The 12824-nt window shown below is 59.8% G+C and carries 11 protein-coding genes and 1 tRNA gene; 5 read left to right on the top strand and 7 right to left on the bottom strand.

All coding sequences use genetic code 11. The annotated features are described in order from the left end of the window. Positions 1–2: 2 nt before the first annotated feature. Complete coding sequence (locus PspCFBP13528_RS13655) at positions 3–806, top strand: transglutaminase family protein (protein ID WP_065949863.1); 804 nt, start codon at positions 3–5, stop codon at positions 804–806. Positions 807–934: 128 nt separating this feature from the next. Here PspCFBP13528_RS13655 and PspCFBP13528_RS13650 read toward each other — a convergent pair whose 3' ends face one another. After that, entirely contained in the window at positions 935–1741 is an 807-nt protein-coding gene (locus PspCFBP13528_RS13650) for a cytochrome c (RefSeq protein WP_065949862.1), read from the bottom strand. A 647-nt stretch (positions 1742–2388) separates the two neighbouring features. Between PspCFBP13528_RS13650 and PspCFBP13528_RS13645 the strand changes: the two genes are divergently transcribed. The 3 genes from PspCFBP13528_RS13645 (at position 2389) to PspCFBP13528_RS13635 (ending at position 6574) form a co-directional block, all read left to right on the top strand. Continuing rightward, the gene (locus PspCFBP13528_RS13645) at positions 2389–3594 is read left to right on the top strand and encodes an acetyl-CoA C-acetyltransferase (RefSeq protein WP_137200393.1); all 1206 of its coding nucleotides are present in this window, start codon (positions 2389–2391) and stop codon (positions 3592–3594) included. 16 nt (positions 3595–3610) lie between these two features. After that, the gene (locus PspCFBP13528_RS13640; RefSeq protein WP_137200392.1) at positions 3611–5758 is read left to right on the top strand and encodes a 3-hydroxyacyl-CoA dehydrogenase NAD-binding domain-containing protein; all 2148 of its coding nucleotides are present in this window, start codon (positions 3611–3613) and stop codon (positions 5756–5758) included. A gap of 84 nt (positions 5759–5842) precedes the next feature. Further along, positions 5843–6574: an amidotransferase gene (locus tag PspCFBP13528_RS13635; RefSeq protein WP_065949859.1), complete on the top strand. Its 732-nt coding sequence runs from the start codon at positions 5843–5845 to the stop codon at positions 6572–6574. Here the strand turns inward: PspCFBP13528_RS13635 and PspCFBP13528_RS13630 are convergent. The 3 genes from PspCFBP13528_RS13630 to PspCFBP13528_RS13620 all read right to left on the bottom strand — a co-directional run bounded on the left by PspCFBP13528_RS13630 (position 6552) and on the right by PspCFBP13528_RS13620 (position 9238). Then, the gene (locus tag PspCFBP13528_RS13630; protein WP_065949884.1) at positions 6552–7523 is read right to left on the bottom strand and encodes a magnesium and cobalt transport protein CorA; all 972 of its coding nucleotides are present in this window, start codon (positions 7521–7523) and stop codon (positions 6552–6554) included. The two genes, PspCFBP13528_RS13635 and PspCFBP13528_RS13630, sit on opposite strands and share 23 nt — an antisense overlap. A gap of 69 nt (positions 7524–7592) precedes the next feature. Beyond that, positions 7593–8333, bottom strand: coding sequence for a 1-acylglycerol-3-phosphate O-acyltransferase (locus tag PspCFBP13528_RS13625; RefSeq protein WP_137200391.1), 741 nt, complete (start codon positions 8331–8333; stop codon positions 7593–7595). Positions 8334–8545: 212 nt separating this feature from the next. Then, positions 8546–9238, bottom strand: coding sequence for a crotonase/enoyl-CoA hydratase family protein (locus PspCFBP13528_RS13620; protein WP_137200390.1), 693 nt, complete (start codon positions 9236–9238; stop codon positions 8546–8548). Positions 9239–9558: 320 nt separating this feature from the next. On the opposite strand from PspCFBP13528_RS13620, the gene PspCFBP13528_RS13615 reads away from it, so the two are divergent. Continuing rightward, positions 9559–9648, top strand: a tRNA-Ser gene (locus PspCFBP13528_RS13615). Positions 9649–9805: 157 nt separating this feature from the next. Here PspCFBP13528_RS13615 and PspCFBP13528_RS13610 read toward each other — a convergent pair. From PspCFBP13528_RS13610 to PspCFBP13528_RS13600, 3 genes are all read right to left on the bottom strand, one after another. Next, complete coding sequence (locus PspCFBP13528_RS13610; RefSeq protein ID WP_137200389.1) at positions 9806–10387, bottom strand: DedA family protein; 582 nt, start codon at positions 10385–10387, stop codon at positions 9806–9808. A gap of 205 nt (positions 10388–10592) precedes the next feature. Next, entirely contained in the window at positions 10593–11897 is a 1305-nt protein-coding gene (locus PspCFBP13528_RS28065) for a PAS domain-containing protein (RefSeq protein WP_065949857.1), read from the bottom strand. 242 nt (positions 11898–12139) lie between these two features. Continuing rightward, positions 12140–12409, bottom strand: coding sequence for a short-chain dehydrogenase (locus PspCFBP13528_RS13600; protein ID WP_065949856.1), 270 nt, complete (start codon positions 12407–12409; stop codon positions 12140–12142). Positions 12410–12824 lie beyond the last annotated feature (415 nt).

Here is a 12824-nt window from a genome sequence, read left to right as displayed (position 1 = left end):
GCATGAGACTCTCCATCAGCCACGAAACCACCTACCACTACGAAGATCAGGTGCGCGCCAGCATCCAGTATCTGCGCCTGACGCCCCACGACAGCGAGCGCCAGCACGTGCTCAGCTGGCAGCTCGACCTGCCGCGCCCTGTGCGGGCGCAACTGGACCCGTTCGGCAACATCCTGCATGTGCTGACGCTGGACGAACCTCACGACTCCATCATTATCGGCGCCCGTGGCCAGGTGGATATCGACGAGCTGCTCGAGGCCGAACACGAGAGCCAATCGGCCTTCCCGTTCCTGCGCTGCACGCGCCTGACCGAGCCCGACGAAGCCCTGCGCAGTTTTGCCCGGCAGCACTGCCATCAGCGGCGCGACCGCACGGCCTTGATCGACCTGATGCAGGCCTTGAACCAATCGATGCGCTACACGCCGGGCGCCACCCAAGTCGACACCTGCGCGGCCGAAGCCTTCGCCGGCCACGCGGGCGTCTGCCAGGACCATACCCATGCGTTCCTGGCCTGCGCGCGCAGCCTGGGCATTGCGGCGCGATATGTATCAGGGTATTTGTACACCGAAGACAGCACGCACCTGGCCAGCCATGCCTGGGCCGAAGCCTGGCTGGACGACGCCTGGTACAGTTTCGATGTGACCAACCAGTTGGCCCGGCCGGAGCGGCACTTGAAGCTGGCCGTGGGCCTGGACTATCTGGACGCCTGCCCGGTGCGCGGCATGCGCCGTGGGGGCGGGCATGAGCAGATGCATGCCAAGGTGTTTGTGGCGCCGACCCCGTTGATTTCGGTTCAACAGCAATAATCAGCGACCTGATAATGCAATTCCAATGTGGGAGGGGCTTGCCCTGATACCGTCTGTAGGAGCGAGCAAGCTCGCTCCTACAATGGGTATTAGGGCTTGCCCCCTCCCACATTTGATCTGTGTAAGCCTCAAGGCTTCTGCTTGCGCCCCGCCATATGCTGCAAGTACGCCACCAGCAGATCCAACTCGGTGTCCGGCAACACGCTGGTCGCAATCGCCGGCATCTTCGCCTGCGGCCAGTGCCTCAGACTTTGTGGGTCACGAATGTAACGCTTGAGGAAATCGCCGCTGAAATACTCGGTGGGGTTGTAGGGAATATTCAGATCCGGCCCCACTTGTGCATCACCGGCACCGTTCAGGCGATGGCAGGCCAGACAGTTCTTCTGAAACAGCGCAAAGCCTTGATTGACCGGGTCATCCGCCGGCAACTCAGGGTCGGGTAACAGTGCGGGGAAACGCTCGGCGACCGTCTGTAATTGCTTGATCCTGGAAATCTGGAACGGCCACTGCTCCGGGCTGACACGCCCTGCCTGCGGGTCGGTCCACACCAGATAGAACGGCCCGGCGCTCGGTTTGCCTTGCGCCAGGGCGGGCCAGGGGTGGGCCGGGTCTTCCACCGCGAGCCAGGCGCGGGCGCCGTTTTTTTCCAACAGCGGCGCGGCGGCCAGTTCGGCGGCAAAACCGTCAAGGGCGACCGCTTGCAGATGGCTGCCAGGTGTCAGGCCCGGCAGTAGCGCCGCCAGGGGCACTGCGCGATAGGTCATGGTGCGCTTATAGGAAACATCATCGACAATCTGCACCGTCTGCGCGTCGGGGTGTTTGAGCAGGTCCGTGGTCTGCCAGGTCTTGCTGGCGTGGTCCAGTTCAACGGTCAATTGCGCCGCCCACGCGGGCAAGGCCAGCAGCACGGCAACAAAGGCGAGGATCAATTTCAAGGGGGAGCCCGGGTTTGAAGTGGCGAGAGAGGCACGATACCTCAAATCCGCACGCAAAAAGACAGCCCCCGCAGCGGGACCGCTATACGCATTGTCCCGGCAGGTGCTGCCAAAAGCTGCAATCCCGATGCTGTGGGTGCACGCAACAGGTAGCGTGCGTCGTCACCCGATAACCTTGGTTAAATTGGGCAAGATCAGAATCAGTGTGGTGGCGAACAGAATAAGTCCCGCCTGACGTACTTTCGAATGTTTGAACATGGCTGACTGCCTTTTGTTGTTATTCCTGAGCGTCAAATGCGTGCCGGTTAATTCAGTATCGCGATCTGGCGTGACACTTTTCTTACAGCCGCTCCAGCAAAACCCGGCAGCAGCTTCTTACAGATTCCACCTTAGAGCCCTCGTTCTTCGGCGCATAGATCCATTTCATATCAACTCATTACGTTTCCTGCTTAAAACGGCATGAGGCCTAGTGCCATCCTGGCGCCAACCCCAAGGCTAGACAGCTAAAACGATTAACCCGGGGTTTCCCATAGCTGCCTACCGTTCGTCCGAGCGAGGGGGTCAAAAGCATTGAGCGCATCCGTCATTGAAACCGTGTCAATCGGGCCTAAGGTAAGGGCATACGCCCATTGTGGTCCGAGGACATCATGACCCAAGCTTTGATCTTTGATGCGATACGCACGCCCCGTGGCAAGGGCAAGGCCGACGGCGCGCTGCACAGCGTCAAGCCGGTGAACCTGGTCGCCGGCCTGCTCACCGCACTGGCGCAGCGTAGCGACCTCGACACCCGCCAGGTGGATGACATCGTCCTCGGGTGCGTCACCCCGGTGGGCGATCAGGGCGCCGATATCGCCAAGACTGCCGCGCTGGTCGCGGACTGGGACGTCAGCGTCGCCGGTGTGCAGATCAACCGCTTCTGCGCCTCGGGCCTGGAGGCCGTAAACCTGGGGGCGATGAAAGTACGCTCCGGTTTTGAAGACCTGGTAGTGGTCGGCGGCGTCGAATCCATGTCCCGCGTGCCGATGGGCAGCGACGGTGGCGCCTGGGTACTTGACCCGCAAACCAACCTGCACAGTCACTTCACGCCTCAGGGAATTGGTGCCGACCTGATCGCTACCCTGGAAGGCTTCACCCGCCAGGACGTGGATACCTTTGCCCTACAGTCCCAGCAGAAAGCCGCCAGGGCGCGGGCAGACGGTTCCTTCAACAAGTCGCTGATCGCGGTGCAGGACCAGAACGGCATCGTGCTGCTGGCCCATGACGAATTCATTCGCGGCGACTCAACCCTTGAGGGCTTGGGCAAGCTCAAGCCCAGCTTCGAGATGATCGGCCAAATGGGCTTTGACGCCACCGCACTGCGGGTCTACAGCCATGTGGAACGCATCCACCATGTGCACACGCCGGGCAACAGCTCCGGCATCGTGGACGGCGCCGCGCTGATGTTGATCGGCTCCGAGGCCAAGGGCCGCGAACTGGGCCTGCAGCCACGGGCGCGCATTGTCGCCACGGCCGTCACCAGCACCGACCCGACCATCATGCTCACCGGCCCTGCACCGGCGACCCGCAAGGCGCTGGCCAAGGCCGGGCTGCGCATCGAGGACATCGACCTGTTCGAAGTTAACGAAGCGTTCGCGGCGGTCGTGCTCAAATTCATCAAGGACATGGGGATCGACGCCGCCCGCGTCAATGTCAATGGCGGCTCGATCGCCATGGGCCACCCTTTGGGCGCCACCGGCTGCGCGATCCTCGGCACCTTGCTCGATGAGCTGCAAGTGCGTCGGCAGCGCTACGGCCTGGCCACCCTGTGTGTCGGCGGTGGCATGGGCATCGCCACCATCATCGAACGCCTCTGAGCCCAAGGACACTGTCATGACCGACGCCATTCGTTACGAAAAAGGCCGGGACCAGATCGTGGTGCTGACCCTCGACATGCCCGGCCAAAGCGCCAACACCATGAACGCGGCCTACCGTGAGGCAATGGCGGCCACCATTGCGCGCCTGGAGGCGGAAAAGGACACCCTGGCCGGGGTGATCATCACTTCGGCCAAGAAAACCTTTTTTGCCGGTGGCGACCTCAATGAGCTGATCCAGGTCGACAAAGCCCACGCCAAGGCGTTCTACGCCGACGTAGGCGTGTTGAAGGCGCAACTGCGCAGCCTGGAAACCCTCGGCAAGCCGGTGGTGGCCGCGATCAATGGTGCGGCCCTTGGTGGTGGCTGGGAGATTTGCCTGGCCTGTCATCACCGCATCGCGCTGGACGACACGTCCGTGCAGCTCGGCTTGCCGGAAGTCACTTTGGGCCTGCTGCCGGGCGGTGGCGGGGTAGTGCGCATGGTGCGTTTGCTGGGTCTGGAAAAAGCCCTGCCGTATCTGCTGGAAGGCCAGAAAGTGCGGCCGGCGCAGGCATTGCAGGCGGGCCTGATCGATGAAGTGGCGGCAGATCGCGATGAGCTGCTGGCCAAGTCGCGCGCCTGGATCCTGGCTAACCCGCAGGCCAGGCAGCCGTGGGACAACAAGGGCTATCAGATGCCCGGGGGCACGCCGTCAAACCCTAAAGTCGCGCAGATGCTCGCCATTGCGCCGTCGATTCTGCGCAGCAAGACCCAGGGCTGTTTCCCGGCGCCGGAGAAAATCCTCTGCGCCGCCGTGGAAGGCGCCCAGGTGGATTTCGACACCGCGCACCTGATCGAAACCCGCTATTTCACCGAGCTGGTGACCGGTCAGGTGGCGAAAAACATGATCGGCACGTTCTGGTTCCAGCTCAATGAAATCAACGCCGGCGGCTCACGACCACAAGGTTGTGCGCGGTCTGTGACGCGCAAGGTCGGCGTACTCGGCGCCGGCATGATGGGGGCGGGCATCGCTTACGTCAGTGCCTGTGCGGGTGTCGACGTGGTGCTCAAGGACATCAACCTGGCCGCTGCCGAGAAGGGCAAGGCCCATTCGGCGGCGTTGCTGGACAAGAAAGTCAGCCGTGGGCAACTGACCGCCGAGCAGCGGGAAACCATCCTGGCGCGGATCCACCCTACAGAGGATGACGCCGACCTGGCCGGCTGTGATTTAGTGATCGAAGCGGTGTTTGAAGACCGCGAACTCAAGGCCAGGGTATCGGCCGCCGCGCAACGCGTGGTCGGTGCAGACGCGGTGATCGCGTCCAACACCTCGACATTGCCCATCAGCGGCCTGTCGAGCGCGGTGCCCGACCCTGGCAAATTCATCGGCCTGCATTTCTTCAGCCCGGTGGACAAGATGCCCCTGGTGGAAATCATCAAGGGCGCTCACACCAGTGACGAAACCCTGGCGCGGGGTTTCGATTTCGTACTGCAAATCAGGAAAACCCCGATTGTGGTCAACGACAGCCGCGGCTTCTTCACCTCGCGGGTATTCGGCACGTTCACCAACGAAGGCATCGCCATGCTCGGCGAAGGCGTGGCCGCGCCGATGATCGAGACCGAAGCGCGCAAGGCCGGTATGCCGGTAGGGCCGCTGGCGGTGTCCGATGAAGTGTCCCTCAGCCTCATGAGCCATATCCGACAGCAAACCGCCAAAGACCTGCAAGCGCAGGGCAAGGCAGCGCCGACCCATCCGGCGACGGCGGTGATCGATCTGCTGGTCAACGAACACAAGCGCACGGGCAAAGCCGCGGGGGGCGGTTTCTATGACTATCCGGCAGGCGCCCGGAAGCACCTGTGGCCCGAACTCAAGACGCGGTTCGAACAGCCCGATAAACAGATTTCGCCCCAGGATGTGCGCGACCGTCTGTTGTTTATCCAGGCCATCGAAACCGTGCGCTGTGTGGAGGAGGGCGTGTTGCTGTCCACCGCCGAGGCCAATATCGGTTCGATCTTCGGCATCGGCTTTGCGGCGTGGAGTGGCGGCGCGCTGCAGTTTATCAACCAGTACGGCCTGAACGATTTTATCGCCCGGGCGCGCTATCTGGCCGAGCAGTACGGAGAGCGTTTCGCGCCACCGGCGTTGTTGCTCGAGAAAGCGGCACAAGGCGCAACCTTTTGCTGATCAACCAGGGGCTTGCTTTGCATGTACCTTTCAAGGCACGCTCTGGGGTGTTCAATATTCCCATCGCCGTGTCAGGTATTTTTTATGTCGCTACGCGTCTGCATCCTGGAAACCGATATCCTGCGTCCTGGCCTGATCGATCAGTACCAAGGCTACGGGCAGATGTTCAAGCGCCTGTTCGCCAGGCAGCCGATTGCCGCCGAGTTTGTGGTGTACAACGTGGTGCAGGGTGAATACCCGCCGGATGACGAAGTGTTTGACGCGTACCTGATTACCGGCAGCAAGGCAGACTCGTTCGGCACCGACCCATGGATCCAGACCCTCAAGACCTACGTGCTGCAGCGCTATGAGCGCGGCGACAAGCTGTTGGGTATCTGCTTCGGCCACCAGTTGCTGGCGTTGCTGCTCGGTGGCAAGACCGAACGCGCCAGCCAGGGCTGGGGCATGGGCATCCACGATTACAAACTCGATGCCAAGGCGCCCTGGATGAGCCCGGAAGTGCCGCAGCTGACGCTGTTGATCAGCCATCAGGACCAGGTCACCACCTTGCCGGAAAATGCCACGGTCATCGCCTCGAGTGAGTTTTGCCCCATCGCGGCGTATCACATCGGTGACCAGGTGTTGTGCTTCCAGGGCCACCCGGAATTTGTTCAGGACTATTCCCGCGAATTGCTCGAGATTCTTCAGACAACCCTGGGCGAAAAGGTCTACACCAACGGCGTGGCCAGCCTTGAGCGCGACCACCACGGTGCGACCGTGGCGGAGTGGATGATGCGCTTTGTGGCGCACACACCTAAAGCCATCCCGAACGCTTGAAGCTTGCCCACAGGCTGGTGCAGCCCACCGCAATAAACCCGAGCACTGCAAAGTAGCCGTAGTGCCATTGCAGCTCGGGCATGTTCTGGAAATTCATCCCATAAATCCCCGCCACCGCCGTGGGGAACGCGAGGATCGCCGCCCACGCGGCGAACTTGCGCTGCACCACACTCTGGCGTGAGGCCTCCAGCAGGACGCCGAGCTCGATGGTCTGGCTGGCAATGTCGCGCAGGGTGGTCAGGTCTTCCATTTGCCGCGTGACGTGGATCTGCACGTCACGGAAGTAGGGGCGCATGTTCTTGTCGATAAACGGAAAGCTCAGCTTCTGCAATTCCTGGCTGATTTCCACCATCGGTGCCACGTAGCGCTTGAGCCGCAGCACGTCGCGGCGCAGGCCGTGGAGGTTCTGGATATCGCGCTCGCTCAGGGAACTGCACAGCACATTGCGCTCCAGTTCATCGATCTCGGCGTGGATCGCTTCGCTGACCGGCTGGTAGTTTTCAGTGACGAAATCCAGCAAGGCATAGAGTACGAAATCTTCCCCATGCTCCAGCAACAACGGACGCGCCTCACAGCGCTGGCGCACAAAACCGTAGGACGCCGAATGCCCGTTGCGGGCGGTGATGATGTAGCCATTGCCGGCGAAGATATGGGTCTCGATAAACTCCAGCTTGCCGTTCTCGCGCACCGGTGAGTACGTGACGATAAACAGCGCGTCGCCGAAGGTTTCCAGCTTCGGGCGGCTGTGTTTTTCCATGGCGTCTTCGATCGCCAGTTCATGCAGGTTGAACTGGCGTTGCAGGTTGTTCAGTTCCTGGGCGCTGGGTTCTTCCAGGCCGATCCACACAAAGTGGCCGGGTTTGGCGGCCCAGGCCGCACCTTCGTCGAGGGTGATATCCGTGACTTTCTTTCCGGCGCTGTAGACGGCGGCCGCAACGACTCTACCCATGGTGCTGATCACTTCTTATCAATAGGACAGAGGTTGGGCAGCTTAGCGTGAATGGCGTTCCGTTGTGGCTCACAAAGACGCAGGCGCTCCAGCGCTTTGCAGCTCGCGATCCATCTGCGCAATGCACGCATCCATCTGCGCCTGGCACGCCTGCATCAACGCCGGAACGTCGTCCGCCGTCATCCCCACAGTAGGAATCGGCGCCAACGAACGTATGAGCACCTCGCCACTGTTCCAGCGATTAAGTCGCATATGCGTGACGTAATTACTGACACACACCTGCACGATCGGCACACCGGCCGCAATCGCCATATGGAACGCGCCCTTTTTGAACGGCAACAAACCCTTGCCCAGGTTGCGCGTGCCTTCCGGAAATACCCAGATGGACGTGTCTTCATGCTGCAGGGTGCGGGTCGTGGTGAGCATTGCACGGCGTGCCTTGTGCGCATTGCCGCGGTCGATCAGCACATTGCCGGCCAGCCAGAACAACTGGCCGAACAACGGCACCCACTTCAGGCTCTTTTTGGCGATGCATACCGTGCGATGCGGCACCACGGTGCCCAGCACGAACAGATCATAGTTGGACTGATGGTTGGCGATCACCACGCAGGTACCGGGCTTGTTGCGCAGTGAGTCGACATCCTTCATCACCTTCAAGCGCAATATCCACATGGCGGGCAGTGCATAGAGGCGCGCGCAGAGGCGACTGTTGTCAGGATTGAACGGGCGGCATACCCCTATAAGCACGCCCACTATCCCGGCGAGCATAAAGTGCAGGCCCATCAACAACATACGTAACAGAAAAAGCATCGACACGACCCATCGGGACAAAAGGTGGCGCAGTGTACGGATGTGCACTGTATTCGGCAATTGCCCCTAAAGACGTAGGAGATGGGCGATGTTTAAGCGCATGTTTCAACATAGGTCGATAACGCCTGTTTAGAGCGGCGCAGGCTGTTTCGGCTTTGGCTGTAAGAAAAAGCCCGACTCAAGGTCGGGCTTTGGCACGGCAGGTTCAGGCATTACATCAGCACGTGACCTTGATCCTGGATAATTGCATCGTCCAACGCCTCCAGCAGCGCCTTGCGCACCTTCAGCTTGGTCTGCTTGTGCGCGTTCATATTGATCTTCTTCAACTGCCGCGCCGCTTCCAATGCCGCCGCGTGCAATTCTTCCGGCGCCACCACCTTGTCGAGGAAGCCCGCCTGCAAGGCGCCTTGCGGGTCAAACATCTCGGCATTGATCACCGAGCGATGAAACGCCGATTTGCGCAGACGATCGCGCGCCAACTCGATACCGGCGTGGTGCATGGTCATGCCGATCGCCACTTCATTGAGGCCAATGCTGAACGGGCCATCAACGCCAATCCGATAATCCGCCGACAGCAGCAGGAACGCGCCCTTGGCCACAGCATGCCCAGGGCACGCCACGATCACCGGAAACGGATGCGACAACAGGCGCCGCGCCAGCGTCGAACCGGACGTCACCAGGCCGATGGCCTCTTTGGGGCCGGCCGTCATCACTTTCAAATCATAACCACCCGACAGAATCCCCGGCGTGCCCGTGATGACCACCACTGCCCGATCCTGCTCCGCCTGATCCAGCGCCGCATTGAACGCACTGACCACTGCCGGAGAAATGGCATTCACTTTGCCGTTGCTCAGGGTCAGGGTCGCGATACCGTCTTCGAGGTGGTAGGCAATCAACTCACTCATGACGCGGTTCCTTATAGGGCTTGTTATGGAAGAATGCAGCAGACGTTACCCAGCGCGCCCGCGCGGGTAAAGCGCCGTGACTGACTGCCCAGTCAGGCTTTTGCTTCACAGCCGGCAGCAGAGCGCCTGAAGCAGGGCACAACAGCCAGCGTAGACCATCCCGATCCATGCCCGAGATTGGCGCAATCACCATCGCCCGCAGACCCTGTTCCGGCATAACCGTCTAACCGCATGAAAATTCTGAAAAAAACCTTTGCCATCAGAAAGGCTTTCGACTACATTAGCGCGCCTCGACAGACTGAACTGGTTTGCCGAGATACGGTGAAGTGTCCGAGTGGCTTAAGGAGCACGCCTGGAAAGTGTGTATACAAGAAATTGTATCGAGAGTTCGAATCTCTCCTTCACCGCCACATTGTTACGAAAAAGCCCCGTTTTACGGGGCTTTTTTGTGCCTGCTGGTTTTGTCCCGCCATCTGCCCCCATCCGGACTCTGTAGCGCTTTATCCAGGCATACAGGCGCTATGCGTCGACACACCCGGGCGAGCCGCTACATCAGCAGCTCCTGTCTCAGCGGTGCGACGCTTTGGATCGTCTTCGCCAATACCGCACCCCTGCCGCCAGGGACACCAGCGCTACCACCGCGAGGAAGATCGGCAGGCGATAGGGCTTCAGGTCGCCAAAGAAATGCTGCAATGCTTCGCCGGCCCAATAGCCGGCGCCGACGAACAGGGTGGCCCAGATTGCTGCACTTGGCACATTGATCAGGGCAAACTTCCAAGGCGATAGTCCACTGGCACCGATCACGATGGGCCCCACCAGGCGCATGCCGTAGAGAAAGCGCACGGTGAATACCGAGGTCGTCGGATAGCGATGGATAAGGTTCTCTACCCGTTTGATGGCTGACTGGTGACGCTTGAGTTTGGGCAGCAGGCGCTGCCCGGAATAACGTCCGGTCCAAAATAGCAGTTGATCGCCGAGTATCCCGCCTGCAGTGGCCCACCCGATCACCTGCAGCACTTGCAAAGTGCCCTGGTGCGCAGCCATTCCGCTCAGGATAAGAACGGTCTCGCCTTCGAGCAGGCAGCCCAGGAAGATTACCCAGTAGCCGTAGCCAGCGATCAGCGCATTTAGATCAAGATGTTCGAGCACGGCGTATTCCTTGTCGCTTGGCACGGAAAGGCCGCGCCGGATTCTTCGCGTTTCCTTTGAGGTATCCGCCAGCAAAAGGTTTCGACAATGTGGCCAGCGCTTCTGGCCGCCGTTCTATTCGGGCATACGGGAGGGGGGATGAATGCGCGCGTTCATGGCCGTTGGATGCCTGCTGCGGATTAGACAGCAGGCACCAGGACGGGACTTAGCGAGCAATCATCCCGGCAGCTTGTTCTGTCGCTTCAGTCGTACGCGTTGCAAGCTTGCGAACTTCGTCTGCAACGACCGCGAAGCCACGACCCGCTTCGCCCGCGCGCGCAGCTTCAATCGCCGCGTTCAGTGCCAGCAGATTTGTCTGGTTCGCAATGCTCTGAATCGTCCCGACGATCTGTGACAATTGAGCGATGTTGTCCTCAAGCGTCCGCTGGTGCTTAACCTCTTTGTGTCGTAACGCCTCCTGCTCATGCTGCAAGTGGACATCCACAAGGGCACCTACTACCCGAAGCGGTGAGCCGCTGGAGTCGCGCCGAGTCTGACCTCGCGCTCTGAACCACCGATACTCACCGCTCTTCATCTTCAGGCGATACTCGATATCAAAGGGCGTTTTACCTGATCGGTCGTTCAGGTGCGCACCAAATGCGTTGAGGCTTTGTTCCTTATCATCCGGGTGTAGCCGGGATGCCCAGCTGTCCAAAACGTCGGGGAACTCCTCCACCGTTTCAAATCCAAGCAGTCGCCGGAACTGGGGAGACCACCAGAAAGGGTTCTTTGGATTGACCGGGTCTCCCGCGATGACTTCCATATCCCACAAACCGTCCGAGAGCATCTCCCTGGCCAGTTCAAATCGGGTGATGATGACGTCGTGCTCCTGGTCTCGCTCAAGCTGATCATGGATATCACGCAGTGAACCCGCGACGCGTAGAGGCATCCCCCGATCATCCCGTAAGGTTTCTCCCTGGGCATAGAACCAACGGTAGGAACCGTCCTTCATCGCGAGGCGATTTTTTACCTTATACGGCGTGTGCCCGGACTTATCGTTTAGATGGCGGGCAAAAGCGTCAAGCGTGGCTTGCTTGTCCTGTGGATGCAGGCGGTCAGCCCAACTGGCTAACACATTTGGGAAATCGCGCTCATCTTTGAACCCCAGAAGGTTTCGCAGTTGCTGAGACCACCAAAAGCGATTTTTGGGATTCACCGGGTCGCCGGCGACGACCTCCATATCCCAGAGCCCTTCGCTGGAGGCGCGGTTCACAAGATCAAATCGGACCTCGTGGGCATGCGCGGACAACGCAGCTTCGCGAAGCAGCTCACGGGCGGCCTCCAATTCCTGCTCAAGCGCATGTAGACGGGACTGGGCGTCGCGATCGAGGGAGTCAAAAGCTTTCCAGGCATCAAGCACGGCAGCGCGTTCAGCACACCCGTCTACTTGTGGCGGGACCCGGCGGGTGATTGCAGCCACCAATTGTTGAATAGCGCGACGATCACGGCGCATTTTGAAGAAATTAATCATGAAGATTGGACTCGTAGATGTTGCGGGCCCGATCCATGGCACCTTGCCATCTATATCGTCATGAGCGAAAAAAACTGTACAGGATTTTTGATTTGTACATGATCTGATGAGCGTGCTCTGGAGATCGGTGGTCCTTAACGCTCCAGGCGTGCAGCGGTCGCTTGAAAAGTAAACAAACCCCTGATTCTGCGAAGAATCAGGGGCTTCGTTATTTCTGCGATCTGAAAATCCGGCGATTCAGGTCAGGCGCAAGGCATGTCCATCCGCCGCCCTATGACGTCCAGCAAATCGCATCCATCGCGCAATGGTATTGAGCACAGCAGTGCGAAATCGCTGAGTACGACAGCATCGCTGCTGATGTCACTGCGTAGTGCGAGGTTCTCAAGGACCTGGGTAACGGCGCGAAGTCGATAGGTTGCAGCGTCGAGAAGTATTTCCAGCGGCGCGGTGGTGTCGACAAAGAGGGCAGGGGTGGCGCTGTCGTTGTTGGTGAGGGCTATGTAGTGGTTCATGTGTTAAGTCCGTTCGCTTTGAGGGATATGAGCCACCTTTTGTCGCCAAACAAAAGGTGGCAACTGTACGCAGGTTGGCGAACCGGCATTAAGAACGGACAAAGACCGGCAGACCCGAAGGTCTCCCACGCACAGCTACCATTGAGCAGCTTATTGCGTGCAGGGGCATCCCGCAAATCAGCCGGGAGGCTTCTGCCGTCTTAATAGTCGAGTCGCCAAACCCGGTCACCCTATGAGTGACCGGGTGACTATAGGCAGGGTGATTTTCAAGCGGGAGCCCCGCATTTCTGCAAGGCGTGTAGGACGTTGCCCAAACCCGCACAGCGGTGAGAAATGATTCAGGATTGAGCGTCAGCGAGACGGGCGTAACGGATACCGAGGTTCATGGGCCATCCTCTGGCGTCAGGCCCATGAA

Source organism: Pseudomonas sp. CFBP13528 (genome assembly GCF_005233615.1).
GTDB classification, from domain to species: Bacteria; Pseudomonadota; Gammaproteobacteria; order Pseudomonadales; family Pseudomonadaceae; genus Aquipseudomonas; species Aquipseudomonas fluorescens_AM.
Note: the sequence above shows the minus strand (reverse complement) of the source record. Positions and strands in the feature narration are given on the sequence as shown.

Excerpts from the sequence above, each read along its gene's own strand:
- PspCFBP13528_RS13655 (WP_065949863.1), top strand. The coding sequence starts at position 3 with ATGAGACTCTCCATCAGCCACGAAACCACCTACCACTACGAAGATCAG.
- PspCFBP13528_RS13645 (WP_137200393.1), top strand. The coding sequence starts at position 2,389 with ATGACCCAAGCTTTGATCTTTGATGCGATACGCACGCCCCGTGGCAAG.
- PspCFBP13528_RS13640 (WP_137200392.1), top strand. The coding sequence starts at position 3,611 with ATGACCGACGCCATTCGTTACGAAAAAGGCCGGGACCAGATCGTGGTG.
- PspCFBP13528_RS13635 (WP_065949859.1), top strand. The coding sequence starts at position 5,843 with ATGTCGCTACGCGTCTGCATCCTGGAAACCGATATCCTGCGTCCTGGC.
- PspCFBP13528_RS13630 (WP_065949884.1), bottom strand. The coding sequence starts at position 7,523 with ATGGGTAGAGTCGTTGCGGCCGCCGTCTACAGCGCCGGAAAGAAAGTC.
- PspCFBP13528_RS13625 (WP_137200391.1), bottom strand. The coding sequence starts at position 8,333 with ATGCTTTTTCTGTTACGTATGTTGTTGATGGGCCTGCACTTTATGCTC.
- PspCFBP13528_RS13620 (WP_137200390.1), bottom strand. The coding sequence starts at position 9,238 with ATGAGTGAGTTGATTGCCTACCACCTCGAAGACGGTATCGCGACCCTG.
- PspCFBP13528_RS28065 (WP_065949857.1), bottom strand. The coding sequence starts at position 11,897 with ATGATTAATTTCTTCAAAATGCGCCGTGATCGTCGCGCTATTCAACAA.
- PspCFBP13528_RS13600 (WP_065949856.1), bottom strand. The coding sequence starts at position 12,409 with ATGAACCACTACATAGCCCTCACCAACAACGACAGCGCCACCCCTGCC.